Genomic DNA, 16618 nt, shown 5'->3' on the forward strand with positions numbered 1-16618 from the left:
GCGCAGGATCGGCCTGCCGCGCGAGATCGCCGAAATCAGCCTGCTCATGTACCGGCTGGTATTTCTGCTGCTGGACACCGCCAGTGCCATGCATATCGCCCAGGCTGCGCGACTGGGCCAGCGCAATCGCAAACAACAACTGCGCTCGCTCGGCCTGCTGCTGGCCAATCTGTTTCCACGCGCCATGGACCGGGCCGGCCGAATGGAAAACGGCCTGGCCGCCCGCGGCTGGAATGGCGAATTCATGGTACTGCGGCGCACCCAGCCGCTGTCGCCGCTGCGCCTGACATGGACCAGCCTGTTACTGGGCAGCGTACTGCTGGTGGGAAGCCTATTTTCATGAACACCATTCTCAGCGTCCAGCAGCTTGGCCATAGTTTCCCCGGCGATATCACTGCCCTGTCGGACATCGATCTGTCCATCCGCCAGGGCCGCTGCCTGGCCTTGCTGGGGCCAAACGGCTCGGGCAAGAGCACCTTCATGCAGCATCTGAATGGCAGTTTGCGGCCACAGCATGGCCGCGTGTTGCTGCAGCAAGAGCCGGTCAGCTACTCGCGCCAGGGACTTAACCGGCTGCGCAGCAAGGTGGGCCTGGTGCTGCAGGATGCCGATGACCAGCTGTTTGCCGCCTCGGTCTATGAAGACATCTCCTTCGGGCCCTTGAATCAGGGGCTGACAGCGGCCGAGACAGGGCAAAGGGTGGAAGCAGCAATACAGGCCATGGGCCTGGCCGGGCTGGAAAATCGCCCACCGCACATGCTGTCCGGCGGCCAAAAGAAACGGGTGGCCATTGCCGGCGCCCTGGCCATGGCGCCGCAGGTGCTGCTGCTGGATGAACCCACCGCCGGGCTGGATCACGCCGGCATTGCCCAGCTGATTGACATCCTGCAAAGCCTGATGCAGCGCGGCATCACCATCGTGTTTTCCACCCACGATGTCGATCTGGCCTGCCGCCTGGCCGATGATATCGCCCTGTTTGCCGCGGGACGGCTCATCGGCTTTGGCGAACGCAGCCGGATCTTGCTGGACCAGACGATGCTATTGGCGGCCGGGCTCAGCCCCTCCCTGCTGCTGCAAATGGTGGCCTTTGCCCGGCAGCACGGCTGGCTGGCTGCCGATGCCGCCATGCCGCGCACCGACCACGAGATCATGGCGCTGGTCGGCAAAGCGCAGCTGGCGGGGTAAGCAGGCTCGACCCGATGAGCACGCCAGGCATCATCTACGCAGTGCCCAGCACCGACAAGGCCTTCAGGAATGAACCACATCTGCCGGCTGCGTTCCGCCCCAGCATGAAATAAACCCTGCAGCAGCGGCCAGCGCAGCCGGCCATTGCCCGTCTCACGGCCTGCGCTCTGACCTGAGCGGCCACCGCGCCATCTCGTAGCTCTCCTTGTAAACCGCTGCCTTGCCTGCCTGTTGGCCTGACGGCAAATCGGCATTGCATTTATATCGTATTGCGATATATTTAAACGACAGCCCTGCTGTTTTTCAAGGAGAATGCCATGAGTCCGCTTAGCCCCTTGCGCATGTTGTGGTCGTCAGGCCATAGCTGGGACAGCCTGTCCCAGTCCCATCCCACGCTTGCTGCCAGCTTTTGTCGACTGGTATTGCCCGGTTCGCTGCTGGGAACGGCGATGATCCTGTTTGCGGCCAGCTTTCATGGTGATGTCTATGGCCCGGAGGTTTCCTTTGCCCACTGGGCGCTGATCAGCCTGTTATTCATGCTCACCAATTGGCTGGCGGTGCCGCTGATGGCCTGGGTCATCCGCCAGTCGGTGCATGCGCCATCGCGGCCGGCCTTTGCCGACTGCTATCGCCTGGCGGCCATTGCCCCGCTGCCGATCTGGCTGTCCACCCTGACCTTGCTGCTGCCTTACCCGCTGTTCAACATGGCCTGCGGCCTGCTCGGCCTGCTGGCATCCGGCGCGCTGACCTATCACGGGCTGGATGCCCTGTTTGAGCATGATGACTCGGTCAGTACCCAGTCCATGGCCTACACGGTGTTTTCCGTGGGCGCCCTGGTATGGCTGTTCGTGGTGGCCTTGCTGATGCTGCCGCTGCTCTAGGCCAGCGGTCGGCAGTTTGGTCGCGGTTTGGATATGGTAAGGTAGCGCATCATCATTGCCCTGCCCGCCCATGTCCAGCCCGCTTTGCAAACAGGATTTCGAATACCTGGCCGACTTTCGTTACCGCCTGCGCCAGTTCTTGCGTTTCAGCGAGGAGCTGGCGCAAAGCCATGGCATCACGCCCCTGCAATACCAGTTGCTGTTGCAGGTACAGGGCTATCCCGGCCGGGACTGGGCCACCGTGGCCGAATTGGCCGAAAGGCTGCAATCGCACCATCACAGCGTGGTGGGATTGATCAATCGCTGCGAGAGCCAGCAACTGCTGCGCAAGGCGCCCGGCAGAAGCGATGGCCGGCAAGTGGAAATCAGCCTGCTGCCCAAGGGACTGGAGCTGGTGGAAAAGCTGGCGCAAGCCCATCGTGATGAACTGTTGCTGCTCAAGGACCTGGCAGGCAGCCACTCGCCCGATTTGCTGCTGAATATCCAGCAGGCACTCAAAACCGGAAACTAGCCGCACAAGCCATTTGTATCGCAATGCGATATGATGACCACCCCATCCATCCTGGCGCTGACTGTGCCTGACTCCATGAACCCAATCCTTAACTTCTTGCAGGGTTTTATCCCGCCCACCCTGGGCGCGGGTCGTCGCGAACGTCTTTATGGCTGCATTGGGGCCGGCGTGGGGCTGCAGGTGACCGCCCTGCTGAGCCATCTGTTCCTGGGCCAGGCCAATCCGTGGTTTATCGCGCCGATGGGGGCGTCTGCCGTCTTGCTGTTTGCCGTGCCTTCCAGCCCACTGGCCCAGCCCTGGTCCATCATCGGCGGCAATATGCTGTCGGCGGCCATTGGCGTGAGCTGTGCCCGGTATATTGGCGACCCGGCACTGGCCGCCAGCCTGGCTGGTGCGCTGGCCATTGCCGCCATGTTCCAGCTGCGCTGCCTGCACCCGCCTGGCGGGGCAGTCGCCATTACCGCGGTGCTGGGCGGCCCGGCCATCCACGCGCTGGGTTACCAGTTCGTGTTGTGGCCGGTGGCGGTCAACTCCGCCCTCATGCTGGGCATGGCCCTGCTGTTCAACAATGCCTTGCGCCGGGGCTATCCGCACCGGCCTCAGCCCGCCCCCAACGCGCACCATACGGCCGACCCCCTGCCCAGCCAGCGCCGTGCCATCAGCCAGCAGGATCTGCATCAGGCCCTGGCCGCGCATGGCGAGGTACTGGATATCAGCGAGGAGGATTTGCTCGCCATTCTGACGGCGGCAGAGGAGCAGGCACAGCAGCGCCGGCTGGGGGGTATTCACTGCGCGGACATCATGTCGCGCGATGTGGTGAGCATTGCGCCGGATGCCAGCTTGCAGGAGGCCTGGGACAAGCTGGCCCATCACAAGATCAAGGCGCTGCCGGTGGTCAGCCCGGCACAAGCGCTGACCGGCATAGTGTCACTGCATGATTTTTTCCTGCCGCGTGATGGGCAAGCAGCCCACCTGCCCGGCAGCCCCGGCTGGGACCGCGGCACGGTGGCCGACATCATGACCAGCCCGGTGCGCCATGTTGCCGCCCTGCAGCCGATTACCGCCCTGAGCCGGGCTTTTTCCGATGGCGGCCTGCATCACATGCCGGTGGTGGATGCCGATGGCAAGCTGTGCGGCATCATTACCCAGTCCGACCTGATCGCCATCCTGCTGAAAAACTGATTCAGTCGGCCGCGCCCTGCAGGCGGTCGGCGTCCAGCAGCACGATTTCACGGCCATTGACTTCAATCAGCCCGGCCTCGCTCAGCTGATGCAGCATGCGCGAGAAGGTTTCCGGCGTCAGGTTGAGCCGCGAGGCAATCAGGTTCTTGTTGACCGGCAGCGTCACCACCGGCATTGGCCCGCGCTGCGGGTCGACATTCTGCAGCAGATAGCCGGTTACCCGTTGCAGGGAATTTTCAATGGAGTAGCGCTCCACATCGCGCACCAGGCCATGCAGGCGCATGGCCAGGCCGGCCAGCAAGCGACGGGCAAATGCGGCATCGCGCTCTATCGCCTGGTAAATGGCTTGCGCTTCCACTTTCAGCAAAAAACCGTCTTCCAGAAACTGCGCCATCACCGGGCAGGGCCGCCCCAGAAACATCACCGCCTCGGCAAAGCTCTGCCCCGGATGAATGATCTCCATGACTTTTTCACTGCCCTGGGCGGAGGAAATGGCCAGCTTCACCCGGCCATACACCACCAGAAACATGCCATCGCACGGGTCGCCCTTCTGGAACACGACCTGCCCCTTGCTGCCACGCACTTCGTGGGTAAAAGGCACCAGCGCCTGGATCTGCGCTTCAGACAGTTCCTGAAACAGCGGCTGGTGACGCAAGAAAGCAGGGATATCAACTGTAGCCATGGTCATTTCCGTATGCCTAAGCGGGTGGATAACAAGCGGTGCCACGTCCAGCCGGCCGATACCGCCCACGCTGGCGACTATAGGCCACTGGCCTTAAAGCCACCATGCGCTGTAAGCAGGGAGGGGACTAGTTCTACCGACCTAGTCCGCCAACACGCACCGGGCCGGCATGCTGTCGCAGTGCGCCCTGCGCGCTAGTGGCTGGTGCCTTCGGAACGGTTGATCTTGTTGAACACATTGTATTTGCCGATGGGCTTGGCCATGGGCAAGGCGGCCACTTCGCGCAGGGTTTGCGCATCCACCACAATCAGTTCGCCGGGATTTTCCATCACCGATACCAGCGCATAACGGCCATCGCGGGTGAACTCGACATGGGCGGTGGTCTTGCCCGGCCGCAACACCAGCTGGCGCACCACGCTGAGGCTGCGCTTGTCGATGATGGACAGCGTGTCCTTGTGCGCACTCATCATGGAGTCAGCCCAGGCATAGGGCGTGTTTTCATGGCTGCGCAGGAAGAAGCCCGGTCCCGGCAGCTGCACCTGTTTGATCAACTGCCAGCTGTCCATATCGACAAAACTAAGCTGACCACCCTTGAGATTGGGCGTGGCCATGATGCGGTGGCCATCGCGCTCGAAACTGATGCCCGACCCCAGATGCGGCATGCCATCCAGCGGCAGGTCGGCCACCTTGCTGTGCGCATCCAGGCTGATCACCTGTGCCTGGCCGCTGCGCGAGGCACCCAGTACATGGCGGTAGGACGGGTCGAAATAAAAGTCATCCAGTACCATGGACAGCGGCGTCACCCGTGGGGTGAGAAAGCCGGGCTGACCCAGCGCCTCGCCCATTTTATAGTCGTGCACCAGACCGGCATAAACCGGCGCGGCATGGCGGTCGTAGCTGATTTCCCATAGCTCCGGCACATCTTTCAGCGCCACCACAAAGCTATGGCGTGGCTCAGCTTCGTACACGGCCGACACCCGCGACGGATGACCGGCCGCATCACGCACCGCAATGGTTTTCACCGGTGCCAGGCCGTGGGCGTCCAGCAGCACCAGCGTCTGCGGCAGGGTGTTGCCGGCCAGAATCCAGTTGCCGTCATCCGATACCGCGATATTGCGGGTATTCAGGCCCACGCGGATGTCCGCCACCACTTGCAGGCTGTACAGGTCGTACTGGGTCACCCAGCCATCGCGGCTGGAAAAATACACAAAGCGACCATCGGGGGAAAACTTGGGCCCGCCATGCACCGCATAGTGGCTGGCAAAACGGGTGATGGGCCGGAAGCGGTCGCCATCCAGCACCGTGACATGGTGGTCGCCCGCTTCCACCACCACAAACAGGTTGAGCGGGTTTGCCGTGTATTGCGGCCTGGCCGGCAGGCTGGAGAGCGCCACCGGCTGACGGTGCGAGGCGCGCATGTCGGCATCGCTCCAGCGCGGCGGCGTGGCCGGAGCGCTTTGTACATAAGCGGTGAGCAGGCTGATCTGCTCATCCGTCAGTTGGCCGGCAAAACCGGCCATCTGGGTGGCGCTACGGCCCTGGCGGATGGTGTTGCTGATTTCGGCGCTTTTCAGCCGCTCCAGACTTTCCGGCAGCAAGGCCGGGCCCATGCCGCCCAGCCGGTCCGCCCCGTGGCAGCTTTGGCAGTACTGGCCGTATAACTGCGCGGCGGCGGAGGGTTCTGCGGTGGGAGCAGCCTGCAGCGGCAGGCTAAGAGCTATGCCGAATAAAACAAGCCAGTATTTCATCATGCAGTCTCCCTCTGCCATGGGGTCAGCGGTGCCAGCGCGTGCACGCCACTGGCCACGCCCACTTCTTCATCGCTCAGATAACAGGCCGGGTCTGCCGCCCAGACATTCCCGGTCAGCTCCAGCGCCCGTATCCGGGTATTGCCATTGCAGATAGCCAGATGCTGACAGGCGGCACAGCGCCCCTCCACCGGTCGTGGCGACTGGCGCAAGCCAGCCAGCAAGGGGTGGGACAGGTCCTGCCAGATGGCGGAAAACGGCCGCTGGCGCACATTGCCCAGCGTCACCTTCCACCACATGGTGTCCGGGTGCACATTGCCCAGATTGTCGATATTGGCCACGTTCACCCCGCTGGCGTTGCCACCCCAGGCCAGCAGGCGCTGACGCAGCTGCGCCGCCTGTGCCGGGTAATGGCGGGCAGCCCAGTGCAGCAGGTAAACCGCATCGGCGTCGTTATTGCCGGTGACAAAATCACGCGGCTGGCCAGCGCGGATGTGCTGCAGGCAGGACTCGATCAGCAAGTCCATCGCCCAGCGGGTGCGCGGCTGACGGGCATCATCCGCCCGGTGCTTGTTGCCGCGCCCGGCATAATTGAGATGGGAGAAGTAAAACTTGTCGATATTCTCCACCGCCAGCAGCTGCAATAGCGCAGGCAAGTCATCGGCATTGTCTTCGGTCATGGTGTAGCGCAGGCCCACTTTCAGCCCGGCATCGCGTGCCAGCCGCATGCCGCGCAAGGCCAGCTCGTAGCCACCGGCCAGGCGGCGGAAGCGGTCGTGGGTGGCACCGATGCCATCCAGACTGACACCGACATAGTCAAAGCCCACCGCGGCCAGCGCGGCAATATTGCGCTCATCAATCAGCGTGCCATTGCTGGACAGGCCAACATAAAAGCCCATGGCCTTGGCGCGGGCGGCCAGTTCGAAAATATCCGGCCGCAGCAGCGGCTCGCCACCGGACAGAATCAGCACCCGCACGCCAAAGGCGTGCAGATCGTCCATCACCGCACAGGCTTCTGCCGTACTCAGCTCGCCGACAAAGTCCTTGTTGGCTGAGGTGGAGTAGCAATGCTGGCAGGTGAGGTTGCAGCGGCGGATCAGGTTCCAGATCACCACCGGGCCGCTGGGCTTGCCGCTACGCGCGTGGACGGTGGTCGGGTCCAGCAGGCTTTGCAGATAGGGTGTCAGGCGCAGCATGGCTGGCTCCGGCAATGGTGACGGCCATCAGTGTGCAGGCCGCCTGCCGTCCAGCTCCTTGACCCGTATCAACGGGATCAATCCCGGCTTACACCCGTAGGCCGGACTTTTTCAGGATGCGGGTGGAAAACAGCAGCGCATGGCGACGGCAGTCCGGACCCAGCAATTGCAGCAGCTCCGCCTGCTGTTCGCGTACGGCGCGGCGACTGCCACCATGCACCATGGCAAACAGGTTGTACGGCCAGTGCGGCAGATGACGCGGACGCCGATAGCAATGGCTGACGCAGTCCAGCGCACCCAGTTGCTGGCCCAGTTCGTCCACCAGCTCGTCCGCCACATCGAACACCGCCATGCCGTTGGCGCGGTAGCCGATGGCGTAGTGATTGGGTACCGCGCCGATGCGGCGGATCACCCCCTGCTCCAGCATGCGGCCCAGCCGGCTCAACACCTCTTGCTCCGGCAATTGCAGGCTGTCGGCCAACTGACGGTAGGGCTGCGCCACCAAGGGCAGACCGGCCTGGCTGGCGCGGATCAGCCGCCAGTCGTCTTCGTCCAGTTCTGGCGCCATGGGCTGTTCATCCAAACGGCCACGCCCGGCGCTGGCCTGCCCCACTGCCGCCTGGCCGCCCACGGTAAAACGCATGCCGACAAAGTATTCGCGCTGCTTGGGGAAGGCATGCACGGTGAGGCCGGTGAGCAGTTCGATGGCACTGCAGGCGGCGGAAATCCCGGCCTGGCTGGCGGCGGCCAGTACAAACCACATGTTCAACTTATGCGTACGCTGATAGTTGTGCGCCACCGCCGGCAGGCTGTTGACTGCCGCCGCCACTTCGTCAAAGCGTGCCGGTGGCACCGCCAGCGCCGCCAGCACAAAGCAGCCGCCCATGCGTTCTATCTGGTACAGCGGGCCAAAACGGGTGAGCACCTGGCGCTGTAGCAGGCCATCCAGCCCCTGCAGCAAGGCCCGTTCGCTGCAGCCCAATACAGCAGCAGCGCTGGCAAAGGGCTGGCTATCCAGCGGAAAGCCCCCTTGCAATTGGTTGACGATGCAGGTTTCCAGCGGGTTGAGCGTAGCCCGGCTATGCGTGATGGCCATAACAGGCTCCGCGTTGGGTGTAGCGTTTGATTGAGGGCAGTACGGCATGCGGGTAAGGCTGCAAGTCGTATCGCCGGATCAGTTCGTCCAGCATGGCCTGCAGGCTGGCGGCGTCCAGCGCGTGAATCATGCAGAACAGCTGGTAAGGCCAGTGCGGCGGCCGCGCCGGGCGCTCGTAACACAGTGTCACTGCCGGCTCCGTCGCCAGTCGCCTGGCGATGGCTTCACGGCTGGCGGCATCGTCGATCTGCCACACGCACATGGCATTGTGGCGATAGCCCAGCTCGGCATGGCGCAGTACCGCGCCAAAGCGCCGCAGCACCCCTTGCGCTTGCCAGTCCTGCAATTGCTGCAGCACTTCCTGCTCGGTCAGGCCACAACTGCTGGCCAGTAGCTGGAAGGGGCGCAATTGCAGCGGCAGGCCGTCACGCAGCGCGGCCAGCAGGCGCTGCTGCCGCCAGTCCGGGCGAATAGGGTCTGGCTGGCGCTGCGGCTGGCGCTCGGCAGTGCTGCCATCCAGCGCAAAGCCCAGGTCGATATGGTATTCGCGCAGCAAGGGCAGGTTGAGCGGCACCAGACCGGTAGCCAGATGAATGCGTGACAGCACCTCGGCCACGTTGGCGGCATCGCTGGCGGTCACCACAAACCACAGGTTGAAGTGATGCTCGCGCTGGTAGTTGTGGTTGACCTCAGCATGGCTGCTGACAAAGGCAGCCACCGCATCCAGCCGCTCCGGCGCCACCGCCAGTGCGGCCAGCGTGCTGCTACCCACGGTATTGGGGGCAAATACCGCACCCAGCCGCGACAGCAGACCGGCCTGCCGGGCCGACTGCAGCAGTTGCAGCAGGGTATTGGCCGTCCAGCCCTCGCCCAGCAGGGTGGCCATGTCGGCAAAGGGCGTGGCGCTGAGCGGAAACTGCTTCTGGCAACGGTCCAGTGCCTGCAGGCTGCGCGGTGGCAGTGTGGACGGGCCTGGCTGGTTTGGCATCACATCCCCATCCTGCCGGCACGGCTGCTGAAGAAAATGCCGGATGGCTCCAGCGCCGGCAAGGTGCGGCGTACTTCGAAGCTGGCGGTGTCGATCACCAGCAGCTTGTTGTCGTCGCGGCTGGACAGCCACACCGCATCGCCACGCGGGGTGAATTCCATATGCAGGATGGCGCGGCCCGGTTGCAGGGTCTTGATCACCTGCCGGGTTGGTACATCAATCACCTGCACCTTGTCATTGTCGGGGAAGGCAAAGTTGACCCACACCCGCCGCCCGCCCGGTTCGGCCATCACGAATACCGGTTGGCCCAGCACCGGCACTGTCGCCACCTGCGCCCAGCTGCGGTTGTCGGCCACCAATACCTCATGCTGACCGATGGCAGGCAGGAAGGCGTAATCCCCGGCAATGGACCAGCCGCGCAAATGCGGCATCTTGTACACCGGCAGGGTCTGACGGCCACGGCCATAGCCGGCCAGAATGCGCCGCACGCCAGCATCGGCATGCCAACTGTCCAGCAAGGCCAGCCCGTCTTCGCCATACAGCCCGGCAATGAAATAGCGGCCATCGCCACTGGCCAGCCCGTCGTAAGGCTGCTTGCCGATGTGCTGGAAGCGCTGGATTTTTGGTGCCGTAGGCGTACTGGCGTCCAGTACATCGATTTCATCGGCATCAAACAGCGCATAGGCAAAACGCTTGCCCGGCAGGTCGGCAAGGCCCACCACGCGCGAGGGCTGGCCATTGGCCCCGGCAGCGGCCGGAACACTGGCCAGCAAGGCCAGGCTGTCGGCATCAAACAGCTTCACCCCGCCGGGGCTGTAGTTTTGCGCGGCAATCACCCGGCCATCGCTGGAAATGGCACCGCCTATGCTGTTGCTGGCCTGCTCCACCCGCTGCACCAGCCGGGCGGTGAGCAAATCCACTTTGCTGATGGCACCATCGCGGCCAAACACATAGGCATAGCGGGCATCCGGGGAAAACACCACCGAGGCATGGGACAGATCGCCCAGGCCCTGTACCCGTGCCAGCGCCTGTTCATGGGTGTTGTCGACAATCTGCACGCTGCCACTGGCGCGTTCGATCACCACGCCCAGATTGCCCGTGCCACGCAAGGGTGGCGGACTGGCGCAGGCCGCCAGCGCCAGACTTAGCAAAGCAGCCAGCAGGCGGGCTAGCGTGCGCCGCCCTGTTGCAAGAGTTGAACCAGCCATTGCGCTTCTTCTTCGGAAAGGAAAGGCCGCCAGGGCGGCATCGGGGTGCCGGGGCGGCCATTCAGAATGGTGGCCACCAGGCTGTCGGCCGGTTTGCCGGCCAGCGCCTGGGGGGTGAGCGGGCTGCCCAGCCCGCCCTTGAGGCTGAGCCCATGGCAGGCACCGCAATCGTTATGCAGCAGTTGCAGCAGCTCACCCGCACGGGGTTCTGCCGGTGGCGCTGCTGTGGCCTGCTGGCACAGGCTGGCGGCCAGCAGTGCCAGCAGCCACACGCGGCGCCTTACTGGGCCAGAATCCATGTCACCAGCTGCTTGAGGTCGGCATCCGGCACTTGCGGATTAGGCGACATCGGAATGGTGCCAAAGCTGCCGGAACCACCGGCCTTCACCTTCTGCATCAGCTTGGCGGTGACATCCTGCCCCTTGTATTTGGCCGCTACCTGCTTGTAGGACGGGCCAACCAGCTTGGCATCCACGCTGTGGCAGGCCAGGCAGTTGTATTGCTTGGCCAGTTCCGGCCCGCTGGCCGCCTGGGCCAGCCCGGCGGACATCAGGCCCCCCAGGGCCAGCGCGATCAGTGCATGTTTCATTGTTTTCTCCTTGGTCCGACAGACCATGTGCTGTCTGCCGGATTTCAACAGTGGAATGCCTGCAAGGACTTATCCCAGATCAATAAATGTCATGCTGGGTGTTGAATACATTGAACTTGCCAGTGGGAGTGACCAGACGCGGGTCCTTGATGACGGCCTTGAGCTTGCGGGTCTTGTCGTCCACCACCACGATGGCCGACTGCTTGTCCTTGCCGCTCCACACCGAGAACCACACCTCGCTGCCATCCTTGTTGTACTCCGGCTGCAGCACGCGCTTGGCACCGTCGCCCAGGCCAGACCACTCGCCAATCGGCAGGGTGACAAAGCCCTTGTCCAGGTGATTGATGTCAAACACGGCAACGCTCTGGCTCACCGCCGCATCCGGGTTCAGCGCGGTATCCACCCACAGATTGTGCGATTTGGGGTGGGTCTTGATGAACAGCGAACCACCGCCCTGCCCCTTCAGCACGCGCACTACCTTCCAGGCCTGGGCCTTGTGCTTGTCCGGGTCGGTGCCGATCAGGCTGATGCTGTCGTCGCCCAGATGGCCGGTGGCCCATACCGGGCCGTACTGCGGGTCGATAAAGTTGGCACCACGGCCCGGATGCGGGGTCTTGCCCACATCCACCAGCGCGGCCAGCTTGTCCAGCTTGGTATCCACCACCGCCACTTTGTTGGAGGCATTGGCCGCCACCATGAAGTAGCGGCCGGTGGTATCGAAACCGCCGTCATGCAGGAACTTGGCCGCGTCGATGGTGGTGGTCTTGAGGTTGGACAGGTCGGAATAATTCACCATCATGATCTTGCCGGTTTCCTTGGCATTGATGACGAATTCCGGCTTGAAGTGGCTGGCCACAATCGAGGCCACGCGCGGCTCGGGGTGGTATTCGTTATCCACCGTCATGCCACGGGTGCCGACAATCTTCAGCGGCTTGAGGCTGTTGCCGTCCATGATCACGTACTGTGGCGGCCAGTAGGCCCCGGCCACCGCCAGCTTGTCTTCAAAGCCCTTGAACTTGGAGGTTTCCACCGAACGGGCCTCCAGGCCGATGCGGATTTCCGCCACCGTGTCCGGCTTGGCCATCCACAGGTCGATCAGGTTGATCTTGCCGTCGCGGCCAATCACGTACAGGTAGCGGCCAGACTGCGACAGGCGGGAAATATGCACGGCATAGCCGGTTTTCAGCACGCTGACAATCTGCTTGCTATTGCCGTCGATCAGCGCGATCTGGCCAGCATCGCGCAGGGTGACCGAGAACAGATTGGCCACATCCAGATTGTTCTCTTTATGCGTTGGCCGCTTTTCCGGCGGAATCAGCACCTTCCAGGTACCCAGCATGTCCTTCATGCCGAATTCCGGCGGTGTCGGCGGTTCCTGCTGCACATAACGCGCCATCAGGTCCACCTGGGCATCGGTCAGTTCACCCGAAGTCCCCCAGTTGGGCATGCCGGCTGGCGAGCCGTACTTGATGAAGGTCTTGAGGTATTCGGTGCCACGCCCCAGCGTGATGTCCGGTGTCAGCGGCTTGCCGGTGGCCCCCTTGCGCAACACCCCGTGACAGCCGGCGCAGCGTTCAAAGTAAATCTGCTTGGCGTGGCCGAACTCCGCCTCGGTCATCGGCGGCGCCTTGGGGTTGATGTTCTGGTGCATCGGCTCGGCAGCCAGCGGCGAGGCGGCTCCCTGGTATTTCGCCTCCGGGGCGGAAGGCGAGGTGGCGGCAGTATCCGCCCAGGCCTGCATCACGGAAAAAGGCAGGGCCGCCAATAACACACTTCTTGGCAGCCAGGACAAGCGCGGGGTCTTCATGGTTAGGGCTCCAGCGTGACAGTAATGCTTGGTTGCCGGCATCTTCATCCCGCAGGCATATGCCCCTCCTTGATTCGAATCAACCGTTTAGCCACGACCCCACATGCAATGCAGGCAAGCAGCCGGATTGCTGCTATAGCGGCAGCACATCCAAGCTGCGCAAACTTTTACCCGGATACACATGAATCTGGCAGATACTTACAATACGAATGCAGACGCATCAGACTGATGCCGTACAGCTTCCATTTGCGGGCTCCTGACCGAGGACGATGAAAAATGTTCTGTCGCTTTACCTTGCTGTTTCAGGCAGCCGTGCTGGCTTGTATGCTCAGCAATATTGCCCACGCCTCCGGTACCGTCACCATTTCAGTCATCCAGAATGATCCGGTGGATGCGGTCGGATTCCGGATTATCAAAGAGGCGTATCGCCGTATCGGCATGACTGCATTGGCTTCCCCACTCCCCAGCAAACGGGCCATCGCGGCTGCAGACTCCGGCAGCAACGATGGCGATGCCATACGTGCAGAGGGTATGGAAATCCAGTACCCACACCTGCTGCGGGTACCCGAGCCCGTGATGTCCATCGACACCTACGCCTTCACCACCCAAGCTGAAGGGCTTGAAATCAAGGGTTGGAACAGCCTGAGGGGCCATCAGGTCTGTATCAGGCAGGGGATATTCCTGCAGGAGGCAAAAACGAATCAACTGCTGGTCAGCCATGTTGTCACGATTGCCGATGCAATCAGGATGCTGATTGCCGGACGCTGTGACGTTGCCACCTTAAGCAAATGGGCATGGCTGGAGATTGCAGAAATGCATGCAGGCAATATCCGTCAGCTACAGCCAGCCTTGGCGAGCAACCGGATGTATCACTACCTCAATATCAGAAATGCTCATTTGCTTGCTCCACTGGCACAGGCACTGCAGCAGATGAAGGCTGATGGCACCATGACCATCCTGGAAAACAAAGACAAGGAAGTAATCGAGGCCGCCATGACGAGTTATTCACGGCAGAAAGTATCGCAGGCCCGGTCATCCTTCAAGGCAGACTGAAGCGGCCCTCGTTGCTGCCATATAAGACTGCTCCAGCAACAGTACCGGAATCCGACCCCATCATTTTCCCGGCAAGTCCAGCGACTTCTGTTCCGGCTGCACCTCCAGCCCCCAGTCGCCGTATTCATACCAGTCCTCGCCCAGTACCTCCGCCGGATGCTGGGTGCGGCCGGAGCCATTGCCGCATTGCAGGGAATCGGCCGGGCAGTATTTGTCGCAGCCCCAGCAGATGCGCTCCGGGTGCGGTGGATTGAGCGGGAATTTTTTAGCCATGCGCCATTATCGCGCCGCGGCCAATGCCGCTCATGGACACATATCAAGAAATGGCCTGGCCGCTGCCAAAAAAAACCCGGCCACCAGGGGCCGGGAAAAAAGGTGCGTACACCTTGGAGTACAGGTCAAGTAATCAATAACCAGCTCAGCGGGTAAAGCCGGCGTACAGGCGGGTCAGTACCTGTGGCAGGGTCTGTGCCTGCTGCACCACCACATAGCCGCGGTGGCCAAACAGATGCGGCAGGTAGTCACCGGCCTCGCGGTCCACCGTCACGCAAAACGGCAGCAGACCATCGCGGCGGGCTTCCAGAATGGCCTGGCGGGTGTCCTCGATGCCGTATCGGCCTTCGTAGTGGTCCAGGTCATTGGGCTTGCCATCGGAAATGATCAGCAACAAGCGGCGGGCTGCCGGCTGTTGCAGCAGGATGCGGCTGCTCTGGCGAATGGCCGCGCCCATGCGGGTGTAATAACCGGGGCGAATGGCGATGATGCGGCCACGGGTGGTGTCGTCGTAGCGTTCGGCAAAATCCTTCAGCACCTGCAGACGCACTTCCTGGCGGCGGATGGAGGAAAAGCCGTACAGGCCAAAGGCGTCGCCACTGGCGGACAGCGCTTCGGCAAACAGCAGCAGGCTGTCGCGTATCACGTCAATCACCCGCCCGGCTTCCCCTACCCAGCTTTCGGTAGACAGCGACAGGTCGGCCAGCGTCAGGCAGGCCAGGCTGCGCTCCCCCGGCGGCCAGGCCTGGTAGAGCGCGGGCTCGGCGATGGCCACGCCGCTCATGCGCTCGGACATGAAACGGATGACGCGATCGATATCGATATCCGGGCCGCTGGCTTCGCCACTGCGCCGCACCCGCTCCGGCGCCAGCGCCTGGAACTGGCGGCGCAGACGCCGTGCCAGTGGTTGCAGGCGGTCCGGCAGGGCAGCGGGCTGGGCATCACGCGGCAGCATGGGCTTGATGATGCAATGGTCTTCCACCAGCTTTTGCTGTTTCCAGTTCCATTCCGGCAGCTTCAGCCCCGGCCCCAGCGGGCTGTCATCGTACGCCGCCGCTGGCAAGTCCAGGTCAAACTTCAGCTTGCTGGACTTGGTATCGGCATCCTGCGCCAGCGACAAGCGGTTCATGTCCTCTGCCGCGGCCTCGCCATTATTGTCATCGTCCTCTTCGCTATGGCGATTGACCTTGACGTACTCATCCCAGGTAAACAGGCTTTCGGCACGAAACACCAGCAACATGCCGTTTTTCCGTTCGTCCTGCGCCACGCGCTGGGCGCGATAGCGGCGGCGGCCTGAGCGCTGGTCGGGCCGTTTGCCTTGCGGGTTTTGCGCCGCGTTCTGCGCCGCCGCCCCCGCCTGCTCTACCGTGGGCGGCAGCGGATGCAGCCACAGCGGCACCGGCAGTGGCGGCTGGGTAATCGGCGGCAGAATCTGTTCGATCTCCGGCTGGCGCAAGGCCGCCTGGATGGCACGCTCGACGGCGGACTCGCCTGGCGGCAGCCTGGCCGGATCCGGGCGCATGGGCAGCAAGGCAGCCAGCAGCTGCTGGTATACCTGTGCCAGGCCGGGCATGGCGGCCAGGCAAGCGGCGGTGGCCGCGCGGTTGCGGTTCAGCCAGTCGCCGGGCGGCACCGGAGCAGCCGCCAGCGCCATCAGCCAGAAATACAGCTGGCGATTCAGTGCTGCATCCGGGTACAGGTCCAGCTTGTCCGGCAGGTAAAACGCCTGGCTGTCGCGCCAGGCCAGCTCCACCTTGGTGCCGGTGCCGGCCAGCCGTTCGAGCAGCCGCCGCCGTGCGCCATGTTCGGTGCCAACCGTGGAGCGCAGCACCAGTGCCGGGTCACCGCCCATGGCACGGAAAAACAGCGGGGCCTGGCCGGCGATGCTTTCCAGCTCCACCGCCGCTGCGGGATGGCCACGGTAGGCCGCCCGGCGCACCAGCTTGTCCCACCAGCCGCCTACGATGTCTTCCATGTGCGCGCTACCTGGCGGGGAACTGGGTGTCGATCACCGCCAGCAGCGCGGCGATGGTATCGGCCTCATCGCTCAGCGGCTCGGCCAGTGCCGTGCGGCAGGCCAGCTGCGGCGCCATGCCGGACATCATCAGCTTGGCAGCGTAGACCAGCAGTCGGGTGCTGACCGATTCGTCCAGATCATAGCCAGTCAGGCGGCGCAGCTGACCGGCCAGCGTCACCAGCTGGCGGGCCTGGCTTTCGGC

General features: G+C 63.1%; 18 protein-coding genes. 6 read left to right on the forward strand and 12 right to left on the reverse strand.

The features are described from left to right. The 5 genes from JHD64_RS18520 to JHD64_RS18540 form a co-directional block, all read left to right on the forward strand. On the forward strand, positions 1-343 hold a 343-nt coding region (locus JHD64_RS18520), incomplete at its 5' end, for a CbiQ family ECF transporter T component (protein ID WP_233170600.1). After that, entirely contained in the window at positions 340-1185 is an 846-nt protein-coding gene (locus JHD64_RS18525; protein ID WP_199054905.1) for an energy-coupling factor ABC transporter ATP-binding protein, read from the forward strand. The genes JHD64_RS18520 and JHD64_RS18525, both read left to right, overlap by 4 nt. Before the next feature lie 317 nt (positions 1186-1502). Next, entirely contained in the window at positions 1503-2066 is a 564-nt protein-coding gene (locus JHD64_RS18530) for a YIP1 family protein (protein WP_199054907.1), read from the forward strand. A gap of 70 nt (positions 2067-2136) precedes the next feature. Continuing rightward, a complete protein-coding gene (locus JHD64_RS18535) occupies positions 2137-2577 on the forward strand; it encodes a MarR family winged helix-turn-helix transcriptional regulator (RefSeq protein ID WP_199054915.1) in 441 nt (146 codons plus the stop codon). 30 nt (positions 2578-2607) lie between these two features. Further along, entirely contained in the window at positions 2608-3759 is a 1152-nt protein-coding gene (locus JHD64_RS18540) for an HPP family protein (protein ID WP_233170601.1), read from the forward strand. 1 nt (position 3760) lies between these two features. On the opposite strand, the gene JHD64_RS18545 is transcribed toward JHD64_RS18540, so the two are convergent. The 9 genes from JHD64_RS18545 to JHD64_RS18585 form a co-directional block, all read right to left on the reverse strand. After that, complete coding sequence (locus JHD64_RS18545; protein WP_110313012.1) at positions 3761-4441, reverse strand: Crp/Fnr family transcriptional regulator; 681 nt, start codon at positions 4439-4441, stop codon at positions 3761-3763. 194 nt (positions 4442-4635) lie between these two features. Then, a complete protein-coding gene (locus tag JHD64_RS18550; RefSeq protein WP_304506664.1) occupies positions 4636-6192 on the reverse strand; it encodes a cytochrome D1 domain-containing protein in 1557 nt (518 codons plus the stop codon). Then, positions 6189-7385 (reverse strand): heme d1 biosynthesis radical SAM protein NirJ, encoded by a 1197-nt coding sequence (nirJ, locus tag JHD64_RS18555; protein ID WP_199054916.1) that lies wholly within the window; start codon positions 7383-7385, stop codon positions 6189-6191. The genes JHD64_RS18550 and nirJ overlap by 4 nt, the downstream gene beginning before the upstream one ends. 88 nt (positions 7386-7473) lie before the next feature. Next, positions 7474-8481 carry an Lrp/AsnC family transcriptional regulator gene (locus JHD64_RS18560; RefSeq protein WP_199054917.1) on the reverse strand — a complete coding sequence of 336 codons (1008 nt, stop codon included), beginning with the start codon at positions 8479-8481 and terminating at the stop codon, positions 7474-7476. Further along, the gene (locus JHD64_RS18565) at positions 8465-9469 is read right to left on the reverse strand and encodes an Lrp/AsnC family transcriptional regulator (RefSeq protein WP_199054918.1); all 1005 of its coding nucleotides are present in this window, start codon (positions 9467-9469) and stop codon (positions 8465-8467) included. Before JHD64_RS18565 ends, JHD64_RS18560 begins: the two co-directional genes overlap by 17 nt. Beyond that, complete coding sequence (locus JHD64_RS18570) at positions 9469-10677, reverse strand: cytochrome D1 domain-containing protein (RefSeq protein WP_199054919.1); 1209 nt, start codon at positions 10675-10677, stop codon at positions 9469-9471. The genes JHD64_RS18565 and JHD64_RS18570 overlap by 1 nt, the downstream gene beginning before the upstream one ends. Then, complete coding sequence (locus tag JHD64_RS18575) at positions 10638-10976, reverse strand: cytochrome c (protein WP_199054920.1); 339 nt, start codon at positions 10974-10976, stop codon at positions 10638-10640. The genes JHD64_RS18570 and JHD64_RS18575 overlap by 40 nt, the downstream gene beginning before the upstream one ends. Continuing rightward, the gene (locus JHD64_RS18580; RefSeq protein ID WP_199054921.1) at positions 10958-11266 is read right to left on the reverse strand and encodes a c-type cytochrome; all 309 of its coding nucleotides are present in this window, start codon (positions 11264-11266) and stop codon (positions 10958-10960) included. The genes JHD64_RS18575 and JHD64_RS18580 overlap by 19 nt, the downstream gene beginning before the upstream one ends. A 79-nt stretch (positions 11267-11345) precedes the next feature. Further along, entirely contained in the window at positions 11346-13073 is a 1728-nt protein-coding gene (locus JHD64_RS18585) for a cytochrome D1 domain-containing protein (protein WP_304506665.1), read from the reverse strand. Positions 13074-13349: 276 nt separating this feature from the next. On the opposite strand from JHD64_RS18585, the gene JHD64_RS18590 reads away from it, so the two are divergent. After that, on the forward strand, positions 13350-14126 hold the full coding sequence (locus JHD64_RS18590) for an ABC transporter substrate-binding protein (protein ID WP_059286297.1): 777 nt from the start codon (positions 13350-13352) through the stop codon (positions 14124-14126). Positions 14127-14186: 60 nt separating this feature from the next. Here JHD64_RS18590 and JHD64_RS18595 read toward each other — a convergent pair whose 3' ends face one another. From JHD64_RS18595 to JHD64_RS18605, 3 genes are all read right to left on the reverse strand, one after another. After that, positions 14187-14399 carry a DUF3079 domain-containing protein gene (locus JHD64_RS18595; RefSeq protein ID WP_059286296.1) on the reverse strand — a complete coding sequence of 71 codons (213 nt, stop codon included), beginning with the start codon at positions 14397-14399 and terminating at the stop codon, positions 14187-14189. Between the two features lie 145 nt (positions 14400-14544). Next, positions 14545-16374, reverse strand: a complete 1830-nt coding sequence (locus tag JHD64_RS18600) for a nitric oxide reductase activation protein NorD (protein WP_199054923.1) — start codon at positions 16372-16374, stop codon at positions 14545-14547. A gap of 7 nt (positions 16375-16381) precedes the next feature. Continuing rightward, positions 16382-16618: CbbQ/NirQ/NorQ C-terminal domain-containing protein (locus JHD64_RS18605; RefSeq protein WP_199054933.1), on the reverse strand; the 237-nt coding region annotated here is incomplete at its 5' end.

It is taken from the genome of Aquitalea sp. ASV15 (assembly GCF_016429115.1).
Taxonomy (GTDB): domain Bacteria; phylum Pseudomonadota; class Gammaproteobacteria; order Burkholderiales; family Chromobacteriaceae; genus Aquitalea; species Aquitalea magnusonii.

What these genes read in the sequence shown, in the direction of transcription:
- JHD64_RS18525 (WP_199054905.1), top strand. Translation starts at nt 340, where the DNA reads ATGAACACCATTCTCAGCGTCCAGCAGCTTGGCCATAGTTTCCCCGGC.
- JHD64_RS18530 (WP_199054907.1), top strand. Translation starts at nt 1,503, where the DNA reads ATGAGTCCGCTTAGCCCCTTGCGCATGTTGTGGTCGTCAGGCCATAGC.
- JHD64_RS18535 (WP_199054915.1), top strand. Translation starts at nt 2,137, where the DNA reads ATGTCCAGCCCGCTTTGCAAACAGGATTTCGAATACCTGGCCGACTTT.
- JHD64_RS18540 (WP_233170601.1), top strand. Translation starts at nt 2,608, where the DNA reads ATGATGACCACCCCATCCATCCTGGCGCTGACTGTGCCTGACTCCATG.
- JHD64_RS18545 (WP_110313012.1), bottom strand. Translation starts at nt 4,441, where the DNA reads ATGGCTACAGTTGATATCCCTGCTTTCTTGCGTCACCAGCCGCTGTTT.
- JHD64_RS18550 (WP_304506664.1), bottom strand. Translation starts at nt 6,192, where the DNA reads ATGATGAAATACTGGCTTGTTTTATTCGGCATAGCTCTTAGCCTGCCG.
- nirJ (WP_199054916.1), bottom strand. Translation starts at nt 7,385, where the DNA reads ATGCTGCGCCTGACACCCTATCTGCAAAGCCTGCTGGACCCGACCACC.
- JHD64_RS18560 (WP_199054917.1), bottom strand. Translation starts at nt 8,481, where the DNA reads ATGGCCATCACGCATAGCCGGGCTACGCTCAACCCGCTGGAAACCTGC.
- JHD64_RS18565 (WP_199054918.1), bottom strand. Translation starts at nt 9,469, where the DNA reads ATGCCAAACCAGCCAGGCCCGTCCACACTGCCACCGCGCAGCCTGCAG.
- JHD64_RS18570 (WP_199054919.1), bottom strand. Translation starts at nt 10,677, where the DNA reads ATGGCTGGTTCAACTCTTGCAACAGGGCGGCGCACGCTAGCCCGCCTG.
- JHD64_RS18575 (WP_199054920.1), bottom strand. Translation starts at nt 10,976, where the DNA reads ATGGATTCTGGCCCAGTAAGGCGCCGCGTGTGGCTGCTGGCACTGCTG.
- JHD64_RS18580 (WP_199054921.1), bottom strand. Translation starts at nt 11,266, where the DNA reads ATGAAACATGCACTGATCGCGCTGGCCCTGGGGGGCCTGATGTCCGCC.
- JHD64_RS18585 (WP_304506665.1), bottom strand. Translation starts at nt 13,073, where the DNA reads ATGAAGACCCCGCGCTTGTCCTGGCTGCCAAGAAGTGTGTTATTGGCG.
- JHD64_RS18590 (WP_059286297.1), top strand. Translation starts at nt 13,350, where the DNA reads ATGTTCTGTCGCTTTACCTTGCTGTTTCAGGCAGCCGTGCTGGCTTGT.
- JHD64_RS18595 (WP_059286296.1), bottom strand. Translation starts at nt 14,399, where the DNA reads ATGGCTAAAAAATTCCCGCTCAATCCACCGCACCCGGAGCGCATCTGC.
- JHD64_RS18600 (WP_199054923.1), bottom strand. Translation starts at nt 16,374, where the DNA reads ATGGAAGACATCGTAGGCGGCTGGTGGGACAAGCTGGTGCGCCGGGCG.